At 68.5% G+C, this 23,662-nt stretch carries 20 protein-coding genes; 14 read left to right on the forward strand and 6 right to left on the reverse strand.

The window, feature by feature from the left end; translation table 11 throughout:
- The first annotated feature begins 28 nt into the window (after positions 1-28).
- The gene (locus HYU53_09280) at positions 29-2,044 is read left to right on the forward strand and encodes a YvcK family protein (protein ID MBI2221386.1); all 2,016 of its coding nucleotides are present in this window, start codon (positions 29-31) and stop codon (positions 2,042-2,044) included.
- A gap of 23 nt (positions 2,045-2,067) precedes the next feature.
- Entirely contained in the window at positions 2,068-2,739 is a 672-nt protein-coding gene (locus HYU53_09285) for a glycosyltransferase family 2 protein (GenBank protein MBI2221387.1), read from the forward strand.
- A 10-nt stretch (positions 2,740-2,749) separates the two neighbouring features.
- Here the strand turns inward: HYU53_09285 and HYU53_09290 are convergent, their stop codons facing one another.
- From HYU53_09290 to HYU53_09300, 3 genes are all read right to left on the reverse strand, one after another.
- On the reverse strand, positions 2,750-4,792 hold the full coding sequence (locus tag HYU53_09290) for a hypothetical protein (GenBank protein ID MBI2221388.1): 2,043 nt from the start codon (positions 4,790-4,792) through the stop codon (positions 2,750-2,752).
- Positions 4,789-5,952 (reverse strand): radical SAM protein, encoded by a 1,164-nt coding sequence (locus HYU53_09295; protein ID MBI2221389.1) that lies wholly within the window; start codon positions 5,950-5,952, stop codon positions 4,789-4,791. Before HYU53_09295 ends, HYU53_09290 begins: the two co-directional genes overlap by 4 nt.
- A 95-nt stretch (positions 5,953-6,047) precedes the next feature.
- Positions 6,048-7,052 carry a hypothetical protein gene (locus HYU53_09300; protein MBI2221390.1) on the reverse strand — a complete coding sequence of 335 codons (1,005 nt, stop codon included), beginning with the start codon at positions 7,050-7,052 and terminating at the stop codon, positions 6,048-6,050.
- Positions 7,053-7,328: 276 nt separating this feature from the next.
- Between HYU53_09300 and HYU53_09305 the strand changes: the two genes are divergently transcribed.
- Positions 7,329-8,171: an outer membrane beta-barrel protein gene (locus HYU53_09305; protein ID MBI2221391.1), complete on the forward strand. Its 843-nt coding sequence runs from the start codon at positions 7,329-7,331 to the stop codon at positions 8,169-8,171.
- Positions 8,172-8,244: 73 nt separating this feature from the next.
- Here HYU53_09305 and HYU53_09310 read toward each other — a convergent pair whose 3' ends face one another.
- Positions 8,245-9,393, reverse strand: a complete 1,149-nt coding sequence (locus tag HYU53_09310; protein ID MBI2221392.1) for a hypothetical protein — start codon at positions 9,391-9,393, stop codon at positions 8,245-8,247.
- A 163-nt stretch (positions 9,394-9,556) separates the two neighbouring features.
- Positions 9,557-10,534 carry a flippase-like domain-containing protein gene (locus HYU53_09315; GenBank protein MBI2221393.1) on the reverse strand — a complete coding sequence of 326 codons (978 nt, stop codon included), beginning with the start codon at positions 10,532-10,534 and terminating at the stop codon, positions 9,557-9,559.
- 52 nt (positions 10,535-10,586) lie between these two features.
- On the opposite strand from HYU53_09315, the gene HYU53_09320 reads away from it, so the two are divergent.
- From HYU53_09320 to HYU53_09370, 11 genes are all read left to right on the forward strand, one after another.
- Complete coding sequence (locus HYU53_09320) at positions 10,587-11,801, forward strand: glycosyltransferase (GenBank protein ID MBI2221394.1); 1,215 nt, start codon at positions 10,587-10,589, stop codon at positions 11,799-11,801.
- Complete coding sequence (locus tag HYU53_09325; protein ID MBI2221395.1) at positions 11,798-12,667, forward strand: class I SAM-dependent methyltransferase; 870 nt, start codon at positions 11,798-11,800, stop codon at positions 12,665-12,667. Before HYU53_09320 ends, HYU53_09325 begins: the two co-directional genes overlap by 4 nt.
- Complete coding sequence (locus HYU53_09330) at positions 12,664-13,647, forward strand: NAD-dependent epimerase/dehydratase family protein (GenBank protein MBI2221396.1); 984 nt, start codon at positions 12,664-12,666, stop codon at positions 13,645-13,647. Before HYU53_09325 ends, HYU53_09330 begins: the two co-directional genes overlap by 4 nt.
- Positions 13,638-14,390 carry an acyltransferase gene (locus HYU53_09335; GenBank protein MBI2221397.1) on the forward strand — a complete coding sequence of 251 codons (753 nt, stop codon included), beginning with the start codon at positions 13,638-13,640 and terminating at the stop codon, positions 14,388-14,390. Before HYU53_09330 ends, HYU53_09335 begins: the two co-directional genes overlap by 10 nt.
- 185 nt (positions 14,391-14,575) lie before the next feature.
- Positions 14,576-15,766, forward strand: a complete 1,191-nt coding sequence (locus tag HYU53_09340; GenBank protein MBI2221398.1) for a glycosyltransferase — start codon at positions 14,576-14,578, stop codon at positions 15,764-15,766.
- Positions 15,763-16,806 (forward strand): glycosyltransferase family 4 protein, encoded by a 1,044-nt coding sequence (locus tag HYU53_09345; protein ID MBI2221399.1) that lies wholly within the window; start codon positions 15,763-15,765, stop codon positions 16,804-16,806. The genes HYU53_09340 and HYU53_09345 overlap by 4 nt, the downstream gene beginning before the upstream one ends.
- 7 nt (positions 16,807-16,813) lie before the next feature.
- Entirely contained in the window at positions 16,814-18,760 is a 1,947-nt protein-coding gene (locus HYU53_09350; GenBank protein ID MBI2221400.1) for a hypothetical protein, read from the forward strand.
- The gene (locus tag HYU53_09355) at positions 18,760-19,917 is read left to right on the forward strand and encodes a class I SAM-dependent methyltransferase (GenBank protein MBI2221401.1); all 1,158 of its coding nucleotides are present in this window, start codon (positions 18,760-18,762) and stop codon (positions 19,915-19,917) included. The genes HYU53_09350 and HYU53_09355 overlap by 1 nt, the downstream gene beginning before the upstream one ends.
- A gap of 9 nt (positions 19,918-19,926) precedes the next feature.
- Positions 19,927-20,703, forward strand: coding sequence for a tRNA 2-thiocytidine(32) synthetase TtcA (gene ttcA, locus HYU53_09360; GenBank protein ID MBI2221402.1), 777 nt, complete (start codon positions 19,927-19,929; stop codon positions 20,701-20,703).
- Positions 20,691-21,140 carry a D-tyrosyl-tRNA(Tyr) deacylase gene (locus HYU53_09365; protein MBI2221403.1) on the forward strand — a complete coding sequence of 150 codons (450 nt, stop codon included), beginning with the start codon at positions 20,691-20,693 and terminating at the stop codon, positions 21,138-21,140. The genes ttcA and HYU53_09365 overlap by 13 nt, the downstream gene beginning before the upstream one ends.
- A gap of 7 nt (positions 21,141-21,147) precedes the next feature.
- On the forward strand, positions 21,148-22,005 hold the full coding sequence (locus HYU53_09370) for a hypothetical protein (protein MBI2221404.1): 858 nt from the start codon (positions 21,148-21,150) through the stop codon (positions 22,003-22,005).
- 17 nt (positions 22,006-22,022) lie between these two features.
- Here the strand turns inward: HYU53_09370 and HYU53_09375 are convergent, their stop codons facing one another.
- On the reverse strand, positions 22,023-23,660 hold the full coding sequence (locus HYU53_09375) for an FAD-dependent oxidoreductase (protein MBI2221405.1): 1,638 nt from the start codon (positions 23,658-23,660) through the stop codon (positions 22,023-22,025).
- Positions 23,661-23,662: the final 2 nt, after the last annotated feature.

Here is a 23,662-nt window from a genome sequence, read left to right on the forward strand (position 1 = left end):
ATGATCAACTCGAGACCCGCATGCCATAATGGTCGCGGTGTCTCCCGCACAACCCCAGCGCTCGCACCTGCGCGTCGTGCTGTTCTCAGGCGGCCGCGGGTCGGGCGCGCTGACCGAGCAGCTTGTCACCAACCCCCGCATCGCGTTGACCGTTGCCATCAACGGGTACGATGACGGGGCATCGACAGGCGAGGTGCGCCGCTTCCTCGGAGACGCGCTGGGGCCGTCCGATTTCCGCAAGAACGCGGCTCATCTCACGCGGCTGCTCGGCACCCGGCCCGTGGAACTCGTCCAACTGCTGGATCTGCGCGTCGACATGGACGGCGACGTCCGCACGGCGGGGGAGCGCCTGATCGCGGCGATCGACGGTCAGGCCGCGCCTGCCGACGGCCCGCTGGCATCTGCGGCACGGCTCGCCGGCGCGCTGCCGGTGTCGCTTCGCGGTGCCGTCCTCGAGCGGCTGCGGCCGTTCAGCCGCGAGCTGCAGGCCGGCCGCCCGTTTCGCTTCTGCGATTGCGCGCTCGGCAACGTCGTGTTCGCAGGTTCGTTCCTCCTCTGCGCGCGTGACTTCAACAGGGCGGTCGACGACTACTGCTGCGGGCTGATGGCGCTTCCCGGCGGCCTGATCGAGAACGTCACCGACGGCAGGAACGCCTTCCTGGTCGGAGTAGACTCCGACGGACGGCTGCTGCGCAGCGAGGAGGAGATTGTCGACGCCAAGCGCCGCAACCGGGTCGAGGACATCCACCTCCTCGACGTCGCGGTCAGCGAAGAGATGCGCGCCCGGCTTGCGGCCGACGGCCGGCCGGCGCAGGACCGCTTTCTCCGGGAGCACTCCGCGGACCGGTCCGTGCGGTTGAACCCGCGCCTCGAACCGGCCTTGGCCGACGCCGATCTGATCGTGTACGCGCCCGGCACGCAGCACTCGAGCCTGTTTCCGTCCTACCTGACTCCGGGGTTGAGCGGCGCGATCGCGCGAAACCTGCCGGCGATCAAGCTGCTGGTGACCAACATCGAGACCGACGCGGAGATCACGGGCCAGAGCGCCGTCGACATCATCGACCGCGCGGTGTTCTATTTGAAGGAAAAAGGGCGGCTGACGATCCCGACGCCATGCCTGATCACGCACTACCTGGTCAACGATCCCCGCGGCGGCGGCCCTGAGCGGCCGTACGTTCCGCTGGGCCGCCTCGAGTCGCTCGAGGACCCGCGCCTGGTGCGCGTCGGCAATTATGAAGAAGGGATCACCGGCAGGCATGACGCCGCCAAGATCCTCGGGCCGTTCGTGGAGGCGTTTCTGGCCCGCTGGAACGACACGCAGAAGGTTGCGGTGCTCTTTTACGAGGCCCGGACCGCGAACAAGCTTGTGCAGAGCCTCCTCGAGATGATCCGCGCCGGCGTGCGCGACCTTCCCTTGGCACTGACCGTCTTTCACGACGCGCCGGAACCGCTCGACGAGCCATTCGCGCAGTCGCTCGGGTTCGCCGTACGGCGTCTCGAGGGGGATGAATCGCAGCGCGACCGGGCCTTCCGCAAGGCGCTCGCCGACGAGCATTTCGATTACGTCATCCTGTTCGAATCCTCGGGCATGTACAACGGCGAGGATGTCAGGACGCTGGCGTCCTATCTGAGCATGGGACGCCTTGACTCGGTGTGGGGCAGCCGCCGCCTGTCAGTGCGCGACATCGAAGAATCCTACCGCCTGAAATACCGGCGCCGCGCCGTGGCCGGCGCGGTGTCGTACCTCGGCAGCCACGCGCTGAGCCTGATGTATCTGGGCTTGTACGGTCGCTACGTGTCGGACACGCTCTCGGCGGCGCGCGCGGTGCGCGCCTCAGACGCGCTCGCCGTGCCGGTGCCGCTCACCCACAAACAGGCGAACCAGCACCTGCTGCCGATCCTGCTCGGGCGGAAGGCCGAGATGTTCGAGGTGCCCGTGCAGTTTTTCTCGATCTCTCCCGACCAGGTCCGGCGGACGACGGCCGTCGACGGCCTCCGCGCCGTCGGCACCGTCGTGCGCGCGCGTTTTCGCGGCCGGGCATGACACGCCGCACGCTCTCCATCGTCATTCCCGCGTATAACGAGGAGCGCTTCATCGGGACGCTCCTGGACCGGATCCGTGCGGTGGATCTCGAGCCGCTCGGCGTCGGCAGGGAAATCATCGTCATTGACGATCACTCGAGCGATCGGACGCCGGAGATCGTCGCGGCGGTGCCGGGCGTGACGTTGAAGCGGCTGGAGCGGAACGTCGGGAAGGGACGCGCCGTCCGGGAAGGGATCGCGATCGCGAGCGGCGACCTGCTCATCATTCAGGATGCCGACCTCGAATACGACCCGCGGGATTACGTCCCCATGCTCCGCGCGCTGCTGGAGCGGCGTGGCGACATCGTGTACGGCAGCCGCTATCTCGCCGGCGGCCGGCATGCCGGCCAGTCGCTCGCCGCCTACCTCGGCGGCCGCAGCCTGAGCCTCGTCGCCCGGCTCTTCACCGGGACCTACCTGTCGGACACGGTGACCGCGCTGAAGCTGTTTCCGCGCCAGGAACTGGCGTCACTTACGCTGACGACCAGCGGGTTCGAGCTGGATCACGAGATCACGGCGAAGATGCTGGCGCGGGGGCTGAAGATCGTGGAAGTTCCCATTTCGTATTTTCCGCGTTCGCGGGCGGAGGGGAAGAAGATCGGCGTGCGCGACTGGTTCACCGGCGCCCGAACGTTCTTCCGGTTCAGGAACGGCTGATCGCCGGGAGTCAGCGAACCCGGTAGATCCGCACTTCGGCGTTCGAGAAGACGCGATCGAAGTAGCGGCGCTCCTCGAACTTGGGCATCCCGGCCGGGTACGCCGCCATCTCCGCGGAATCCACATACACGTAATCGATGCCGAATCGCTTGGCGATCGTCCACGCGGCCCGCGGCTCCGCGGTGATGTACATCTGCTGCACGATCCCGGACCGCTCGGTGTATTGCGGCTGGGGCAGCAGCGAGATCGGCAGGCCCGCCGCCATCCGCCGGCCGGCAAACGACGGAATGAGCGTCCAGTGCTCCCGCCCGCGCACGATCGGCTCCATCTGCACGATGGCGTCCGGCGCCGTGTGCGCGCGAATCCACGCGAACGCCTCCTGTTGCGCGGCGGTCGTCCAGAGCGTCCAGCGGAACCCGGGGCCCGGCCGGCGATTGTGAATGTCCTGCGCGTTGTACGTGTCGATGAGTGTCGTGGGCAGACCGGCAACCAGAATAATGGCGACGAGGGCGTTGCACGCCAGCACGGGAACGCGATCGAGCACGCGCGCCAGCAGGATCGGGATCGAGACGAGCAGGATCTGCCCGGCGCGGAAGCCGACCCACGACGCTTCGGAGATCGTGACGAAGTAGAGAAGACCCAGACCGACCGCCAGGCCGGCAGCCGCCGCGGCGACCGGCCGCCACGGCCAGCCGCGACCGGGCCAGAGGCCTCCCAGCGCGGGGAGGAGGATCGGGCCAAGGGAGACAAGCAGCGTTTGTACCGGTCGCTGACGCGCGTAGCCGGAGAACCCGATCGTGACCGCCGCCGCCGCACCATCCGTCATCCTGGACAGCATGCCCCAGGCCACTGCGGCGGCCACGGGAGCAGCGGCCAGCACGTGCCGGATCAGCGGCCGCGCGCCGGTTCGGGAGGCGACGGTATCGACGGCGATGACGACGCCGTAGATCGCCGAGAACGCCGCGCCGAGAAACGGGTTCATCGCGGTCGCCAGCCCGAGCGCGCAACCGGCGCCCAGAGCGCCGCGCGGGCTGAGGGCTGACCCTTGCGCGATCGCGGGCAGCAGACCCAGGAGCCCGAGGCCGACCGCCGTGGTGTGCTGGGGCGTGTACCACATCGACCGCGGCATGTTGTCGATGCGCAACCCGCTCCATTGCCACGCCGTCACGGCGTCGATGTTCATCTCCCGCAGCAGGTCGAATGGCAGACCGCGGCGGTAGAAATCGATGAGCGTGTGCGTGCCTTCGTAACTCGCAGCGACCGCCGCAAGCAGGACGGCAAGTGCGGCCGCGCCGGCGCGCCGCGTCGCAGTGCGGACCACGACGAACAGCGCCGCGAGCATCGCGGCGGCGTGAAGGATGGCATTCGTCTTGAGGCACACTTCGACGTCACCGAGCGGCGCCGGCGCGGTTTCGGCCACCGTCGCCGGCAGCAGGAAGTACGTCCAGTAGTAGTTCATGGTCCGCGGCGCCATGTATGGATTGCGCGGCGGCAGCGTGAACCTGCCCAGCTCGTAGGCGAGCGCAGAGTGCCAGACGAAGTCGGCGGTGAAGTACGCGCGATAGTAGCGATTGCCTTCCGCGTCGGCGCGGCCCAGGTTCCGGTAGGGGGGTGCCATCAGCGCCGGAACGATCAGAAGCACGAGAAACAGCGCGCGCGTGTCCGGACGTGTCCAGGACGGGAGCGTGACGGCGGGCGCATTCCGGCGTCGCCGATGCAGTCGCCAGCTGAGACAGGCGAGTAACGCCCAGGCGAGCACGAACATCGGCCCGCTGGCCACGCGTGCGGCGATGGCTGCCCACAGCGCGAGCTGCAGCACGCCGTAGCCGAAAAGCATCCCGGCTATCCAACCGGCGGCGTGGCGTCGCCCGAACAGCGCGAACCCAGCCGGGAGGCCCGGCGCGACCGCGAGCGCGTACACGCCTGCGTACAGCACGCCGCCGATGCCGGCAGCCCACCACACCGCCAGCAGCAGCGAAAGACCGAAAAGAAACGCGGAGAGAATTGCCGATCCGGCGCCGGGGGGCCTGGGGCTGCGGCCGTCGGAACTCACGCGGTCGGGGCGGGCAGGGTCGACGCGTGCTTGTCCGGTGCGCGCTTGACCTGGTACGCGCGCTTCAGGAACTTCGCATACGGGATGAACTGCTTCATCGCGCCGACGTTGACCTGGCACGGGCTCAGGCACGTGCCGCACACCTTCGCCTTCAGCTCCTCGCGCCCGGCGAGGTGCGCGCTGTCGAAGTACAGCGTCTCGGCGGGCGTGTCGAGGACGTTCCCGAGCCTCGCGGAATTCTCGCAGTAGAACAGATCGCCGTTGGGATTGAGCAGCAGCCCCTGGCGCTGGAACGGACACGGCATCGTGCGCTTGTAGCCGTTGGCGATCATGTCCGCGTAGTGCATGTACATGAACGTCTGTCCGGAGAGGACCGACTCCTCCTGGACGCGATCCAGGAAGAACTTCCGCATGTACTCCTCTTCGCGCGTGCGGAAGCCGATCTTTTCCTCCAGCTCCTTGTTGTGGAGCATCGCGTCGGTGAACCGCAGCATGTTGAACACGATGTCCAGCTTGCGGGAGCGGGCCCATGCGAGGATGTTTTCGGCGTCCTCCAGGTTGGTCGCGAAAATCGTGGACGCGATGCCGAACTGGAAGTTGTCGTGCCGTTCCGCGAGCGCCTGCATCGCGTCGATCGTCTGCGAGGCCTTGTCGAAACCGCGCTTCACGTTGCGAACCTGGTTGTGCAGGTCCCCCACGCCGTCGATCGAGACCCGGATGCTGATCGGGAGCCCCTTGTCCGCGCAGAACTCGACGATGCGCGTGAGCATCGGGATCGCGCGGGACGGCGTCAGTCCGGTCGTGTTGATGCCGACCTTGCGCATCCGCGGCAGCCGGCGGTGGAACATTTCCACCATCTCCGGCAGATCGTTCCGCGTGGTCGGTTCTCCGCCGGAAATGTTCAGGTTCTCGACCGCGCCCCAGAACGGGTGCTCGAAGACGGGCCCGAGCTGGGGGAGCGTCATGTCGCTCTTGCGGTCGCCGAACTTCCAGTTGCTGCACATCTCGCAGCGCGCATCGCAAACCCAGGTGCAGTTGTAGATGAGCACCGTCGGGCGGATGGCTTTCAGGCTGGTCGCGATGAAGGTATTGACCAGGTCGCGCGGGACGCCCGCGGCCGTCTTGGCGAGGTACTGCAGCCGGAACGTGTTGGTGGCCATGCGAGTGACGCCTATCGTAACACGCTGAGCCTGAAACAGAACGGGGCGCCGGCGAGACCGGCGCCCCGTGGGAGTTGAGCCTCGTGCGGCCGGCGCTAGAACCGGGGCCGCGGTCGCGAGGAGATCCAGACGTTGCGCACCGTCATCTGCGGATGCGACGCGTTCAGCTCGCCGGCCCGCGTCAGGGGCGCTCCGATATGCGCGACGTGCGGATTCGAGCCGTCGGCGCCCGGCCTGTACGGGCGGCTGCCCGTCGAGATCGACCCTTCGTCGTGCAGGGGGCCATCCGGACCGTCCAGCCGGATTTCGTATCCGGCAGATCCCAGCCGCCACCACATCCGGAAGAAGTACGTCTGCTGCCGCGACCAGGTTTTCACGCGGCGCGGCACGTCGAAGATGCGCCCTTCATCGTTTGCGTCGCCCGTGATGATGCGGTAGGACACGGTACCCGGCGTGCCGCCGTAGTCGCGCCCGCGGACTTCGAGCGTCTGCCGGTAATCGTTGTTGGTGACGTCGCCGTAGCCCTCGGCCATGGACATCACCTTGGACTTGTCGCCCTGGTTTCCTTCGTCGACCCCCTGCGCCACGAACGAGTACTCGCCTTCCTGCAGCGTCGCGCCGAGCGTATAGGTAATGCGGCTCATGTTGGTTTCGATGAACGCGCCCTGGCCCGGAACGAACGTGACGCCGACGGCATCGCCGACGGTCTTTCCGTTGGTCAGCGGATCCATCACCTCGCTGCCGCGGATGTAGCCCCCTTCCGGCGTCTTGAACGACGCGGTCGCGGACCACGGGCCGGCCGCGCCGAGGTACTCCGCCCGGGCACGCCACGTGTGCACCTTGTTGAACTCGAGCGCGCCGCCGACCGCGTGCTGCGTCCGGCCGCTGCCCGCGGGCACGAGCGGGGAGGTGTAGACCTTGGCGTTCTGGTCGTTGAAGACTTCGAAGCGATACGACAGCGGAACCGAGGCGAACTTCGCTTCGGCGTTCCCGACCGTCAGGACGACGTCGCCCTCCACCTGCGTTCCGCCAGTCGGGGATTGGATCGAGGGAGCGGTCGCTTTCAGCGTGGAGCCGTCGGCGTTCGCGGAGTTGTCCACGACATCAGCCGTCGTGGTGGGGGAAACAGGCGTCGGTGCCTCCTTCCCGCAGCCGACTGCTACGGAAAGGACGCAGGCCAGACCGGAGGCAAGCAGATACTTTCGGGACATGCTCAGTTGTTCTCCACCTGAGGAAAAGCGGTTCGTTCTCGATCGACCAACTGGGGGTTCCACGTATGATACCTGAACTTTCGCCGCGCCGAACCGCGAAATCACGGGAATGCGTGATAACATGGCGCGTTCTTTCCCTGACACACATCGATCACGAGGAGATAGATGCGGATCACGAGCCCAATCGCACTGGCCGTCGGCCTGACCATGTTTATCGGCATCTCCGCTTCCGGGCAGACGCCCCCGTCCACCGAGCCGCCGCCGCCGTCCCCCACGCCGCAAATCGAACTGGCACCGCCGGCCACGACACGGCCTCGGCAGCCGGCGCCGGACACACCGCCCGCCAAGCCGCGGTTCTTCGTCAGCGTCAACGGCGGCTACCAGATCATCAACCAGGACATCGCGACCGAAACGACGTTCGAGGCGTTCGAGGAAACGGCGACGCTCAGCTCAGCCGGTGAACTCAAGAGCAAACCCGTCTTTGACGCCAGCCTCGCGTATCAGTTCAGCAATCGCTACGGCGTCGGCGCGGCCTTCTCGTTCTACACGACCGAGGATAACGTCGCGGTGCTCGCGCGCGTGCCGCATCCGGTCTTCTTCGACCAGGTCCGCGTCGCGAGCTTCGAGGCGTCCGGCGTGAAGCACACCTCGGGAGCGCTTCACCTCAACGGCATCTGGTTCGTGCCGTTCACCAGAAAAATCGACTTCCAGGTGTTCGCCGGGCCGTCGATCGTCTTCGTGAAGCAGGACGTGGTGACCGGGGCCAACCTGCTGTCCGAGAACCCTCCGTTCACCGAGCCGCGAATCGACAAGATCACGGTCACCGAGCAGAGGAAGACGACGGTCGGTTTCAACGCCGGCGTTGACGCCGCTTACGCCATCACGCCGCGCATCGGCGTCGGTGCCACCGCCAGGTACCTGTTTGCCTCTGCCGACGTGGACGGATTGGTGGATTCGGTGAACGTGGGCGGCCTGCAGGTCCTCGGCGGAGTGCGATTCCGCTTCTGAGGCGTTCCGTCCATTCACAGAAACAGAGGGCCAGCCGAAAAGGCTGGCCCTTGCTGTTTCCGAGCTTTCCGCATTACTGGATCTCGCACGTATCGACGCGGATGTCCGGCAAGACCTTCGGACCGATCCACGCCGGCGTCTGCGCACCGTCCGCGTCGCCGAGCACGTCCCACTGCTTCTGTGAGCTGCCCGAGCCGGCGCAGAGGATGTCGCAGGAGTACCCGCCGCAGTTGGTGCCGCTGGTCTTGCGCAGGATTCCAAACGGGCCGCCCGAGAGTCCCCCTGCGTTCAGGTCGCGCGCCGACGCCCGCAGGAACGTCACGAGCTGGGCGGACGACATGTGCGAGCCGAACTTGCTCCGCTGGCATTCGATGATGCCCAGGTGCGTGGTCGGATAGGGCGGGCCGCACGGCGTTGTGGAACCGCCTTCGCCGCTTGGCGCTTCCGCAGGCGTGATGAACGACCAGACGGACGACCAGCCGCTCCGGGCCTCGCCATCGGTCGCGTAGGCTCGCCAGTAGTACGTCACGCTGTTCGCAAGTCCTGTGGGCGCCCACACTGTCTGCCCGGCCGAGACCGCTTCGGGCTGACCGCCGGTCGCCGACACGACCTGCGTGAACGCCTGGTCCCTGGCGACTTGGTACGCGTAGCTGACGTTGCCCGCCGGCCCGCTGCGCGCCGAGTTGGCCACCCGCAGTTCAACGAAGAGAGAGCCGGTCGTGCTCCCGCTGCCTGGCGAGACCAGTTGCGGCGGGTTGATCACCACGGGCGGATACACCTCGAAGCTCACGGTCGAGGGATACGCCCCTGTATTCGCGCCGTCGTACGCCCACGCCCGCCAGTAATAGGTCCGCCCCAGTTGCAGGTTGTCCTGCAGCCTGTGGGCCGTCCGGCCGTTGTCGCCCTGCGCCACGTCGCGCCGCGAGTACGCGATGTTCTTGAAGCCGGCGTCCACGGCCACCTCGAACGCATACACGAGCGGCCGCACACCGTTGGTGGAGGCGTTCTCGACGAGCAGCGTGATCGGCTGCTGCTTGTCCCTGAACTTCCAGCCCTGGCCCGGCTCGAGCAGCACGGGCTGCGTAATCTCGACGCCGGGCAGCGGGCCCGCGATCGTCGGGCTGAGCGGATTCGAGCTCTTGGAGTGCTCGCAGGCGCCGAGCACCAGGAGCGCGGAAATGGCGACCAGCGAGCGGGTGGAACGTCGGGCTAATCCTGCCATGGCAGTTCTCTCACACGAAACAGACCGGCGGCCGCGCACGGACGTAAAGAACCGCGCAGATCCGCTATCGGCCGGACCTGTAACCAGCTATAGACTGAGTTGCTTGTTGGGGGAGCGCCCGTTCGTGGGCCAGCTCAAAGAGTAAGCCGGTAACTGCTTGCCGTCAAGGGCGTTCGATGCGCTGCCTGCGCCGCAGACGGGCGATGTACGCTCCCGCACCCGCGACCGAGACGGCCATGATCGCCGCCGCGCCGCCCAGCGAGAGCAGCAGGGCGGAATGGAGGGGCAGTCCGAGCTGGCGGAAGTACAAACCGAACGTCGCTTCCCGCACACCCAAGCCGTTGATCGAGATCGGCGCCATCTGCACCAAAAAGCTGACGGGCACCAGCAGCGACAACTGCGCGAACCCGATGGGAATCCCCAGGCTTCGCGCGAGCGCGTAGTAGAACGCCACCAGGATGAGCTGCACCACGACAGCGCCGCCAAAGCAGGCGGCCATCGCGGCGGGCGATTGCCGGAACCGGACGAGCGCGCCGGTCAGCCGGTCCAGTCGCTCGTCGATCCACTCCGGGTGCAGCCGCCGGATGGGGCCCGCGAGCACGTGCAGCGTCCTGGGCGCGAGAAACACCGGCAGCGACACCACGGTGCCGGCCACCAGCCCGGCCCAAAGCGTCGTGGCGCCAACGGGACCCGCCTCCCTCGCCGACCATCGCGCGATTGTGGCGCCGACCGCCGCGACGAGCACGAGGCCGAGCAGGCCCACCCCCCGGTCGAGGAGCACAACCGTCGTCGCCAGCGTTTTTGAGCCGGCGGGACGCGCCGTGTCCGCGATGCGGACGACGTCGCCCCCCACGTTGCTTGGCAGGAAGTTGTTGAAGAAGGTGGCGACCAGGAACGACTCGAAAAGCCGCCCGATGGGAAGATCCACGCCCTGCGCGAACAGGAGTTGCTGCCACCGCCAGGCGCTGACCGCCAGCATCAGGAAATACAGGCCCAGCGCAGTGGCAATCCAGCTCCATTCAGCCTGGCGCAGGCCGGCGGCAATTCCACCGAGATCGGCCCGGCGCAGCAGCACGCTGAGCAGGCTGACGCTGACCGCAAGTTTGAGCGCAACCAGCAGCGCATGACGCCCGACTCTCATCTCAGGAAACGAGCCAGTCTACCATGCGCGTCTGCTACAATTCGTTGATTCCATGCGGATTTTGATGATCGCACCGGAGCCGTTCTTCGAGCCCCGGGGCACTCCGTTCAGCGAGTATCACCGCATCCGTGCGTTGCTCGAGCTCGGCCATACGGTGGATCTCGTCACGTATCCGTTCGGTCGCGACGTCGAGATGCCCGGCCTGCGGATTTTCCGCTCGCTCCGCCCCCCGTTTCTGAAGCACGTGCGGATCGGGCCGTCGCTCGCGAAGATTCCGCTGGATCTGCTGTTGGCCCTCACGTGCGTCCGGCGTGTGTTGTCCGAGCGCTACGACGCGGTGCACTCGCACGAGGAGGGGGCCGCGATTGGGATCGTGCTGGCGGGGCTGCTCGGCATTCCGCACCTCTACGACATGCACTCGAGCCTGCCGCAGCAGCTCACGAATTTTGATTTCAGCCGCTCGCGCCTGGTGCGCCGCGCCTTCGAGTGGATGGAGCGGCTCGTCATCCGCCGCTCGAAGGTCGTCATCGTCATTTGCCAGAACCTGGTCGAGACCGTGCGCGCGGTCAGCGCCGGCGTTCCTGTCGTGTTGATTGAAAACGCGCCGGGTTCGGGGGACGTCGCCGAGTCGGGCGCGGGCGCGAGCGTGCGGGCGGCGCTCGCGCCGCGTGGTGTCGGCGCGTCGACGCCGGTCGTGCTGTATACGGGAACGTTCGAGGCTTACCAGGGGCTGGACCTGCTCTTCAACTCGTTCGCGCGCGTGCACCGCGCGCGGCCGGACGCGCGACTCCTGATGGTGGGGGGGAGCCCGGCGCAAGTCGCCGCGGCAATCGCGCAGACAGAGGCTGCGGGAATCCGGAGCGCGACGATCTTTGCCGGGCAGCGGCCCGCCGAAGAAGTGCCCGCGTATCTGGACGCCGCCAGCGTGCTGGTATCGCCGCGCAGCTCCGGCACCAACACGCCGCTGAAGATCTATCAGTACCTGCGTTCCGGCCGGCCCATCGTCGCCACGCGGCTTCTGACGCACACGCAGGTCCTCGACGATGACGTGGCGGTCCTGACCGAGCCGACGCCGGACGGTTTCGCAGCGGGGATTCTCGAGCTGATCGCCGACCCCGGGCGGGCCGCGGCGGTCGCTGCGCGGGCCCGGGCGCTCGCAGAGACGAAGTACAGCTACGAGGCGTATCTCCGGCGCACGCGCCAGGCCTGCGACTGGCTCGCGGGTCCCCCGGCGGCGCCGCAGGTCGCGGCCGGAGGCGTTGCGTGAGCGGCGCACGTGTCGGGCATCGCGACGAGAGCCACTACAGCTACACGGTCTACGCGGATCGCGGGATGGCCGAGCGGTTCGACCGGGCGCGGTTCAGCGGCCCGATTGGGACCCTGATCGCCGAGGCGCAGGAACGCGTGCTCTTCGAGTTTCTTGGCGATGTCCGCGGCCAGGCGATCGTGGACGTCGGCACGGGCACCGGGCGCGCCGCGCTGGCGATGGCTGCGCGCGGGGCCACCGTGCGTGGGATCGACGCCTCGGCCGAGATGCTGGCGGTGGCGCGCCGGCGCGCGGACCAGGCGGGGCTCGACATCGAGTTCACGACGGGGGACGCGCACGCGCTGGCGCTGCCGGATGGCTCGGTGGACGCGGCGGTATCGCTGCGCGTGTTGATGCACACGCCCGGATGGGACCAGTGCCTCGCGGAGTTGTGCCGCGTGTCGCGCCACCGCGTCATCGTGGATTACCCGGCGGCGCGCAGCCTCGCGCTCCTGCAATCGCTCGCGCGGAGGGCCGGGCTGGCGCGCGACCGTGAAGCGTACCGCGTGTTCTCGGGCCGGACCATCCGTCGCGCGTTTGCGGAGCGCGGCTTCCGCGTGACGCGAGTCCACCGGCAGTTCGTGCTGCCGATCGCCGTGCACAAGGCGATCGGATCCCGCGCGTTCACGCGCGCGTCGGAAGGCCTGCTGCGCGGCGTCGGGCTGCTGCGGCTGTTCGGCTCGCCCGTCACGGTGCTGGCCGAGCGCACGCCGCACGTGACGCACGTGGCACGTGGCACGTCGCACGTGGCACCTCGCACGTCGCACGTGGCACCTCGCACGTCGCACGTGGCACCTCGCACGTCGCACGTGGCACCTCGCACGTGACTAGTACACTCGTCACCGGCGCGACGGGCTTCACGGGCGGTCATTTGGCGCGCCGGCTTGCGGCGCGAGGGAATCGCGTGCGCGCGCTCGTCAGGGCCCCTGCGCGTGCGGCGGACCTCGCCGGCGCGGGCGTCGAGCTGGTGACCGGCGACCTGCGCGACGCGGCATCGCTCGACGCGGCACTGCGCGGCGTCGAGGTGGCCTACAACATCGCGGCGCTCTACCGGCAGGCAGGATTGCCCGCGTCGACCTATCGCACGGTCAACGCGGAAGCGGTCGCCCTCCTGGTGCGGCGCGCGGCCGAGGCGGGCGTTCGTCGCGTGGTGCATTGCAGCACCGTGGGCGTGCACGGCGACGTGGAGCACCCGCCGGCGAGCGAGGACGCGCCACTCCGTCCTGGGGACGTCTACCAGGAAACGAAGGTGGAAGGGGAGCGGCTCGGCCGCGAGGCGGCAGCCGAGACGGGCGTCGAACTGGTCATCGCGCGGCCGAGCGGCATTTACGGGCCGGGTGACCGCCGGCTGTTGAAGCTGTTTCGCGGTGTGGCGCGGCAGCGGTTCGTGATTCTGGGCGACGGAAAGATTTTCTACCACCTCACGCATGTCAACGATCTGTGCGAGGGCTTCCGCCTGTGCGGTGAGGTGCCGGTTGCGGCCGGGCGGACATACATCCTCGCCGGCGGCGAGGTGACGACGTTGAACGAGCTGACGAGGATCATCGCCTCCGAAGCGAACGTACTGCCGCCGCGGCTGCATCTTCCCGTGTGGCCGTTCTGGATCGCCGGGGCGGTGTGCGAGGCCGTCTGTGCGCCGCTTGGAGTCGAGCCGCCGCTGTACCGCCGGCGCGTGGACTTCTTCACCAAGTCGCGGGCGTTCGACATCACGCGCGCCCGCCGGGAGCTGGGGTACGCCCCGAGCGTGACGCTGCGCGAGGGCATCCGCCAGACGCTCGGGTGGTATCGGGAGCACGGATGGCTGTAGAACGGACCCGCATTCCTCGCGCGCAGGACGAGATCTTCGACGCCCGGCGGTCGGCGCGTGAGAAGTACTCTGCGCTGGTGGTGGGACGGCCGGGGTGGGGCGCGCTGCTCAAACACGAGATCGTGACGCTCGTGGCGCAATCCGTCCCCGGTGCGCTCGGGTTTGCGCTGCGGAAGGCGCTCTACCCGGCCTTGCTCGGCCGATGCGGCCGCGGGGTGATCTTCGGCCAGAACGTCGTGCTGCGGCATCCGCACAAGATCGAAATCGGCGATCACGTGGTGATCGACGACCATTGCCTGCTGGACGCCAAAGGGGAGAGCAATCGCGGCATCCGGATCGCCAGCGGCGCGTTCGTCGGCCGCAACACGATTCTGTCGTGCAAGAACGGGGACATCGAGCTGCACGCCGGCGCGAACATCGGCTTCAACTGCGAGTTGTTCTCGGCCAGCCGCGTCGTCGTCGGGGAGGGCACGCTGGTGGCGGCGTACTGTTATTTGATCGGCGGCGATCATGATGCCGCGGACGCGTCGAAGGCGGTGCTCGAGCAGGGCCGGGTGTCGCGCGGCGTCACCGTGGGGGCCGGCGCGTGGCTGGGCGCGGGCGTGAAGGTGCTCGACGGCGTGCACATCGGCGACCGCGCGGTGATCGGCGCCGGCGCCGTTGTCCGGAGCGACGTGCCCGCCGGCGCAACCGCCGTCGGCATTCCCGCACGGATTGTTCATGAAGCGGGTTCTGCACGTTAGGTTCAAGGCGTCGGGTTCAAGGCGTCGGGCTCAAGACGGACGGCGCGAATGACGCAAGCTGTGTCAACCTCTCGTTTGGAACCTCGCGTTTAGACCCTTGCGTTTTGAACCTCTTGTCTTGAACCTATCGTGTTGAACCTATCGTCTTGAACCTATCGTCTTGAACCTATCGTGCTGAACCTATCGTGCTGAACATCCTCCAGATCTGCGACCACCTCGGATGGGAAGGCTCCCGGATGCACGGCGTCAAGCGGCTGTTCGGGTGGATGATCCCGCGCTTCGACGCCACGCGCTTCAACGTGTCGCTCGTCAGCCTGCGCAAGCGCGATCTGTCCGAGGAGACGCTGGATGCGCTGGGCATCGACATCACGTACCTGCACAAGTCGAAGTTCGATCCGGCGACGCTGCCCGCGCTGCTGAAGGTGATCGACCGCAGGAAGATCGACATCCTGCACCTGCACGGCTACGGCGCGACGACGTTCGGCCGGCTGGCGGGGGGGATGCGGCACATCCCGACGATCGTGCACGAGCACGCGAACCTGACGGATACGCCGTGGTTCCAGAAGGTCGCCGATGCCGCGCTCGCGCCGGTGACCGATATCGGCATCGCGGTGTCGGCCAGCACCGCGGAATTCCTGATTCACGCGCGCAAGGTGCCCGCCGGGCGGGTGAAGGTCGTGTATCTGGGAGTGCCGCTCGAGGAGTTCAGCCGCGCCAGAACCCAGGACGAAGTCGCCGGCGCGCGGCAGGACCTTGGCGTCGCGCCCGGCGAGTTCGCGATCGGGACGGTGACGCGGCTGCACGACTCGAAGGGCAACTCGTTCCTGGTGGATGCGGCGCGCCTGGTGCTGAACGATCGGCCGAACGTGCGGTTTTACCTCGTCGGGGAGGGGCCGTTGCGCGCGCCGCTCGAGGCGCAGGCGCACAGCCTCGGGCTCGGCGACCGCTTCGTGTTCCACGGGTTTGCGCGGGATGTGGCGCGCGTGGTGTCTGCCTTCGACCTGTCCGTGTTTCCCTCGCTGTGGGAGGGGACCCCTCTGACCGTGTTCGAGGCGCTCGCGATGGGCAAGCCCATCGTCGCCACGGATGCCGACGGATTGCTGGACGTGCTCGCCCACGATCGCGACGCCCGCATCGTGCCGAAACGCGATGCGGCGGCGCTCGCGCGCGAGATCGTGTGGATGATGGATCATCCCGACGAGCGGCGGCGGCTCGGCGAGGGTGCGAGGCTCAGCGGCCGCGCCTACGACATCGGGGCGTTCGTCCGGAAGATGGAACAGCTCTACGTCCTGCTGCACGAGACGTCGCGCGCCACGCGCCGGCGCTCGGTGCTGACCCACGACGTGTCTTTCCTGACGGAGCGGGCGACCACGTGAGCCGCGTCGCCGTCGTGACGTCGAGCCCGCCCTTCGTCGAAGGCGGCCACCTGGTCATCGCCCGGGCGCTCGTCGGGGCGCTGCGGGAGGCCGGGCACGAGGCGGACCTCGTCATCACTCCCCAGAACCGTTTCGGGCGGCAGGCGGCGGCGTACGCCGCGAACTGGCTCACCGACGTGGGCGTCGACGGTTTCGGGCGGCGCATCGACCAGGTCATCTCGTTCCGCTTTCCAAGCTACGCGGTCCGGCACGAGCGCCACCTGTGCTGGCTGAATCACACCATGCGGGAGTACTACGATTTATGGCCGCGCCTGGTCGCCGGCCTCGGCCGGAAGGGGCGGCTGAAGGAGGGCATTCGCCGGACGCTCGTCCGCGCCGCGGATCGGTACCTGCTCACGAAGAACGTGACGAAGCTGGTCGCGCAGTCGCGGACGATCCAGCAGCGGCTGAGCGTCCTCAAGGGGGTGCGCTCGACGGTGGTGTATCCGCCGCCGCCGCCGCGCGCGTATCGCTGCGACGCCTACGACGATTACCTGTTCGCAGCGTCGCGGCTGACGCCGCTCAAGCGACTGGGCCTGCTCGTCGAGGCGCTCGCACGGCCCGAGGCGGACGGGATCCGGTGCGTGATTGCGGGCGAAGGTGAGGAGGAGCCGCGGCTGCGGGCGCTCGTGCGCGAGCGCGGGCTCGAAGCCCGCGTGCAGCTGATCGGCCGCGTGGACGGCGCGCAGCTGGTCGATCAGCTCGCACGCTGCCGCGCCGTCTGCTTTGCGCCGTACGATGAGGACTACGGGTTCGTGACGGTCGAGGCCTTCTCCGCGAGAAAGCCGGTCGTCACGTGCACCGACAGCGGCGGGCCGGTCGAACTGGTGCGCGACGGCGTGAACGGTTACCTCGCGGCTCCCGACCCGGCGTCGCTCGCGATCGCGCTCGCCCGCGTGATGCGGGACCGCGCCGCGGCCGAACGCCTCGGGAGCGCGGGCGCGGAACTGGCGGCGAGGCTGACGTGGGAACAGACGGTCCCGAAACTGCTGCTTGTGTGAGACGCCGATGTCGAATCCCAACGCCGTAACGGCCCGGGCTCCAGGCGAGGAGCGCCTCGCGCGCGCGCGCGTTCGCGGGGGACACCGCGTCGGCGCGACGCTGGCCCTGACCTTCGGCCTCGTGCTCCTCGGCATCGCGGTGTCGGTCGATTTCCCGCGTGCGGGGCTCGGCTTCAAGGGAGACGAGGCGACGTATTACCTGCTCGGCCACAGCCTGGCCCGCGACCGTGACTTCACGTACGAACGCCGGGACCTCGTGCGGGTCTGGGAGGAATACCACGCGCCTGAGGGCGTGTTCCTGAAACGCGGCAAGGACGTCCGTGTTTCACTCGACGGTGCCTTCCCGTTCGTGCGCTGGGCCAAGGCCGAAGACGCGGATCGCTCGCGGCTGTACTTCGGCAAGGCGTACATCTATCCGCTCGTGGCGGCGCCGTTCGTGTGGATGTTCGGCACCAGCGGGTTCCTCGTCCTTCACGCGCTGCTCCTCGCGCTCGACTTGTGGCTCGCGTACCTGTGGCTCGCCGCGCGCGGGTCCGATCCGCGTGGAGCCGCGGTCTTCGCACTGGCCTTCATGCTGGCGTCGGTCACGCCTGTGTACTTCATCTGGCTGACCCCCGAAGTGTTCAACTTCTCGCTGGTGCTCGCGGCGGTGTTCCTCTGGAGCTACAAGGAGGTGGCCGCCGCCGGAGGGAGGGTTCTTGCCGGACCCGGCGCCGACTATGCCGCGGCCGCGCTGGTCGGCGTCCTGACCTTCTCCAAGCCCACGCACGCGCCGCTCATCGCCCCCCTCGTCCTGCTCGCGGCCTCGCGCCGCCAGTGGCGGCGCGCGCTGCTGGCCGGCGCGATTTTCGCGGCGGCGGCGGGCGCCCTGTACGGCCTGAACGCCGCGATCACCGGCGAGTTCAATTACCAGGGAGGGTATCGGAAGACGTTCTACAGCTCGATCGGCTTCCCGTTCGCCAACGAGCGCGAGACGTTCGAAAGCATCGGGAATGTCCACGGCCGGAGCGACGTGCTCGTCGATACGCTTGCGAACCGCGACACGCTGAAGGTGCTCTGGAAGAACGCCGGGTACTTCCTGCTCGGGCGCTACAGCGGCTTCCTGCCATACTTCTTTCCCGGCGTGCTCGCGCTCGCGCTGTTCCTGGTGCGGCGGCGCGCGCGCTGCTGGTGGCAGTGGCTGCTCGTCGGAGCGGTCGCGGCGGAGGTGTTCGCCCTGCTGTTCATTACGCCCTACACCTGGGCGGGGGGCGGCGGGCCGATCGGGAATCGCTACTTCCTCAGCTTCTATCCGCTCTTCCTGTTCCTGATGCCGCCGGTGGCGTCGGTCGCCCCGGCGCTGGCCGCCTTCGCCGTTGGCGCGCTGTTCACCGCCAAGATCGTGTTCAATCCGTTCTGGAGCTCGTTCCATCCCGCCGAACATCCGAAGTCCGGTCCGCTGCGCATGCTGCCGATCGAGCTGAGCATGCTGAACGACCTCCCGTTTGCAGCCAGCCCCGATCGGTCCAAGAGGCGCCTCGCGGCCGGCATGCTCGCGTACTTCCCGGATGACAACGCCTACACGCCCGAAGGAGACAGCTTCTGGCTGCGTGGCGGCCGGCGCTCGGACGTGATCGTCCGCGCGCCGCTGCGGGACCTCGGCGGCGGGCGCTGGCTGGGCGAGGAGATCGTGCGCCTGCACGCGCGCGTGACCAACGGCATCAAGCCGAACGTCGTGACGGTGGCGGCCGCCGGTTCGCGGCACGTGCTGCGGCTGCAGGCGGGCGAGCAGCAAACCGTCACGCTCGAGATGCCGCCGGGCCTGCCGTACCGGCCGTACGAAACGCCGACGAGTTACGTGTACGTGCTCACGTTCACCGCCGCCACCGGCTTCGTCCCGTTTCTCGAGACGCCCCCCTCGCGCGACGCCCGCTTCCTCGGCGCGCAGATCGCGCTCACGCCGGAGTTCCGCTGATGGCGCGCTGGCCGCACCGGGTGCGCCCGATCGATCGGACGGGCGTCATCCGAGGGAAGAAGGGCGCCGTGCGGTTCGAGTACGACGTCGGTGATCCGCAGGAGTACATCTTCACGGCGGATTTCTACGCCTACCGCGAGCGCACGCACCCGGAGCGGCACCTCGGGTGGTGGCGCTTTGCGCTGCCGAAAGGGCGCGGCGTCGCCAGGCTGCAGCTTGACTTCGACCCGGTCCGTCGCGAGTCGGTCACGCTGCTGGCCGGCGGTTCGCCGGCCCCCCTCGTGGACGCGTGGTTCAATCCGGAGTTCGCATTCGATCCCCTTGCGGACATCGAGCTGGTGTTCCGGCGGCCCGACGGCGCGATCCAGAGCGTTCGGCCGGTGCTGCTGAAGTTCATGGATCGGAACATCCTGCTGGAGTTCTACGCGCGGCAGTACGCGACGCAGGGGTACGGTCCCCCGCTCGACGCGCCGTTCCTGCACGAGCTGCACGCGTACAAGCTGCGAGTGCTCCACGCCTTGTTCAGCCGATACATCCCGGCCGGCGGCCGCGTCGCGGACGTGGGGTGCGGGCGGTCGCTGTTTGCGGACATCGGCGCCGAGTTCCCGTTCACGGTCGTCGCCGGCGACCTCGACTTCGCGTCCGTGCGGGATCGTGCGGGCGAGGTGCCGCACCAGCGCTGGGGGGTGTTCGATGCCTCGCAGCTGCCGTTCGCCGACGCGTCGTTCGACGCGCTGTTCGCGGGCGAGGTGATCGAGCACGTCCCGGACGCCCACGCGACGCTGCACGAGTGGTGGCGGGTCCTGAAGCCGGGAGGCATTGCCGTCATTACCACGCCGAACCGCGAGCGGCTCGTGGCCCGCGCCAACCGGATGGAGCAGCCATACAGCCGCGACCACCTGAGCGAGCTGTCCTATCGGGAGCTGTCCGGCCCGATGCTGCGCGGGTCGGGGTTCGAGTTCGTCCAGCAGGCGAACATGTACCTTGAACTGTGGCTCCGCCACTGGCGGCTCGGGACCGGTCACATCCAGGACTATCTCCAGCGCGAAGGCAACCAGCGGCGATACGTCCGGCTCATGCGCCGGCTGTTCCCGCTGGGCCGGTGGTTCCCGTCGCTCGCCATGGCCATGATCATCGTCGCCCGCAAGCGGGCATAATGTCCGGAGATGGCCTACGCAACCGACCTCGAGGCGCGCATCGCAAAGAAGGTGACGCGCGCGATTGTGGAGCACCGCCTGATCGAGGACGGGGACCGCGTCATGGTCGGCCTGTCGGGCGGCAAGGACAGCTGGGCGCTGCTCCAGATCCTCGACGAGCTGCGGCGCCGCGCCCCCATCTCCTTCAGCCTCGTCGCGGTGAACGTGGACTCCGGCTACAAGGCGTACAAGCACGATGTCATCGCCGCGACGTGCCGCGAGCGCGGCTGGGAGCTGCGCATCGAGCACACCTCGATCGGCGAGGTGATGGACGACATTCTCGAGGACGGCGCGACTCCGTGCTCGCTCTGCGCGAGGCTGCGCCGCGGCGTGCTGTACCGGGTGGCCGATGAGGTCGGCGCCACGAAGATCGCGCTCGGCCACCACACGGACGATTTCATCGAGACCCTTCTGCTGAACCTGTTCTTCGCCGGCGCGATGAAGGCGATGCCGGCGCGCCTCGTCTCCGACAACGAACGGCACGTCGTCATCAGGCCGCTGGTGTACGTGTCCGAGAGCGAGGCGCGCCAGTACGCGAAAGACCGCGCGCTGCCGATCGTGGGGTGCTGCTGCCCGGCCTGCGGCGATCTCAGCCTGCAGCGCCAGCGCGTCAAGCGGCTGCTGCACGAGCTCGAGCTCGAACATCCGGAGGTCAAGAACTCGATGCTCAAGGCCATGGCCAACGTGCACCCGCGGCATCTGCTCGATACGCGCCTGAATCCCGTGGCTGAATTGTGCGGGCGGTAGTCCAGCGCGTGAGCGCCGCACGCGTCGATGTTGGCGGCGAAACGACCGGCGGCATCGGCCGCGGCCTGCTCGTGCTCGTTGGCATCACGAACGACGACGGGGCGGCTGACGTCCAATACATCGCGGACAAGGTGCGCGACCTGCGGATCTTCGAGGATGAGGCCGGCAAGATGAACCTGTCGTTGTCCGACGTGGGCGGCGCGGTGCTGGCCGTGTCACAATTCACGCTGTACGGCGATTGCCGCAAGGGACGGCGGCCGTCGTGGGATGCCGCCGCGCCCGCGCCGCTCGCGCGCACGCTCTTCGAGGCGACGGTCGCGGCGATGCGCGCAAACGGGTTGACCGTCGAAACCGGCGTGTTCCAGGCCAGGATGGCCGTGACGCTCGTCAACGACGGTCCGGTTACGCTGCTGCTCGACAGCCGGCGTCAATTCTGAGGTGTTCATGACTGACAGGTGTCTGCAGCGGATGGTCCTGGGGGCGGCGCTCCTCCTCGTGCTGCCCGCTGCCGCGATCGCGCAGCAGCGGCCCCTCGTCACCGAAGATCCGGAGACCATCGGCGCCGGCAACGTGCTGATCGAAGGGGGCATCGATGTGTCCCGCGACGTGCTGTTTCCGGCCTCGGGGCTCCGCGGCAACCTGTTGCGCGCGCCGCTCATCGGCGCCAGCGTCGGCGTCAGCTCGATTGCGGAGATTCAGATCGACGGCGGGTTCTACAACCGCCTGTCGATTACCGAGCGCACCGACGCGCCGCTCGCCGGCATGGTGACCGCCACCGGCAACAAGACGACGAGCGTGGAGGACATCGTCGTCGCGATGAAGGTAAGGCTGCTTGCCGAGGGCGCGCAGCGGCCCGCCGTCGGCATTCGCTTCGCGACGAAGCTGCCCAATGCGAGCAACGAGAGCGGCCTGGGGCTCGACACGACCGACTTTCACGTCACCGCGCTCGTTGGCAAGACCGTCCAGTCCATCCGCGTTGTCGGCAACGTGGGCCTCGGGATCCTCGGCGACCCGCTGCGCGGCGACCGGCAGAACGACGTGCTGCTGTACGGGCTTTCGCTGGCGCGCGCGGTCGCAGAGGGGCTGGAGATCGTCGGTGAGTTCAACGGACGCGCGGATACCCGTGCGGGCGAGCCGCCTCCGGGCACCGAGAGCCGCGCCATCATGCTCGTCGGCGGCCGGTACACCCGGAACGCCGTTCGCGTGGACGCGGGCCTCCTGCTCGGGATGACCTCGCGCGACCCCAGCGTCGGGATCAAGGCCGGGGTCACGTGGGTGTTCAGGGGCTTTACGGTTCCGTAGGGTTCCGGGTTCAAGGTCTAGCAACCGGAACCCGGCACCCTGAACCGTTCCCGCAGCGAGGCAGTTTCCTCCGCGCGCTGCGCGTCGGTCCATCCCAGTTCGCGCGCGGCGATGTCCGCGGCACGATTGACGACCTCCGCTCCCGGCCAGGCATCGGCGCCGATGGAGCACCGGCGCATCAGGATGTCGTCGAGCCGGCAGGCGGCCTCCCGGCGGATCGCGTGGACGACCTCTGCGCCGATCGCTGGCGTGTGGCCGCCGAGCGGCGCGAGCAATCCGCGATCGTGGGCGGCAATGTCCAGGACATCGACGCAGCGCGCGCCATAGAGCCGCGAGAGGTGCGCGCGGGCGGGCTCCGGGAGCGTGAGGTGCAGCCGCTGCGCGGTCTCGGTGGCCAGTGCTTCATGGTCGGCGATCGACGCGCCCGGCAGGATGGCGTGCGCCGTCTGACTGCGTAGCGCGGTCCGTATCGCACGATCCACCGCGCGCGCGGCGACGCCGCGGGCGGTCGTGTACTTCACGCCGATGACCGTCATCGCGCCGGCCACCCCCTCGCCTCCGTGATCGATCACTTCAGCGTGCCGCTTCAGCATCGGCCGGCCGCGCCGGTCCCGCTCGGCGGGCACGATGCCGCGATGCACCAGCGTCACCGAGTCCGCCGTCAGCCCCAGGGCGGGAAACGCCTCGTTGGCATCGGCGATGAACGCGGCGACTTCCTCGTCGCCAGGGATTTCGGCATCCGGCGTGACAAACGTGTCCGACTGGCTCGTGCCGACGAGCGCCCTGCCGCGCCAGGGCGTCAGGGTGAGCATGCGGCCGTCGCGTGTCGGCGAGGCAAGCGCCAGGTCGCCAGCCGGGCGAGACGTGACGAGGTTCATGGCCTTGACGAGGGGCGCCTCGCGCGGCAGTCCGAACGCGCGCATGAGGGCGCCGGCCCCGGCGCCGGCGGCGTTGATGGTCAGGCGCGCGCGAACGTCGAACGCCTCGCCGCTCAGCCGATCGCGGACGCGAAGCCCCTCGATGCGGCGTGCGCCGCCGAGCGCGGAGACGGCTTCCACATGGTTGGCGAGGATGGCGCCGTGGGACGCGGCCGCGAGCGCAAACCCAATGGTGACCCGATCGGTCTCGACGATCTGGTAGTCGTACCACATCGCGCCGCCGGTCAGTCCTTCGCGCCGCACGCCCGGGAACAGCCGCTCGACGGCTCCGCGCGACACCAGGCGCGGCGCGGGAAGGCGCAACTCGGGCTCGACGCCCTCATTGCGGTCGCGTGCGATGACCCGGTCGATCCGGAACGCGGCCCGGAGCGCCAGCCGGCTCCGCATGATGGAACGGTAGGTGGCGATCATGAACGGCAGCGGACGCAGCAGCCGGGGCGCGATGCGCGCGAGCGTCCGGCGCTCGAGGACCGATTCGCGCGCGCGGCGGAGATCGCCCGTCTGCAGCGACCGCAGGCCGCCGTGGGCCGTCTTCTGGTGGTTGAAAGAGGCGGCGCCTCCGAAATCGCCGCGCTCCACCAGCGCGGTCGCCAGCCCGCGGCCGGCGGCGTCGCAGGCCATCGCCAGCCCGAGGATGCCGCCGCCGGCGACCAGCACGTCGAACTCGCGATCGGCCAGCGCGCGCAGATCGCGCGCGAGGATGACATGTTCGTTCATGG

This window comes from Acidobacteriota bacterium (assembly GCA_016184105.1).
Lineage (GTDB): Bacteria > Acidobacteriota > Vicinamibacteria > Vicinamibacterales > 2-12-FULL-66-21 > JACPDI01.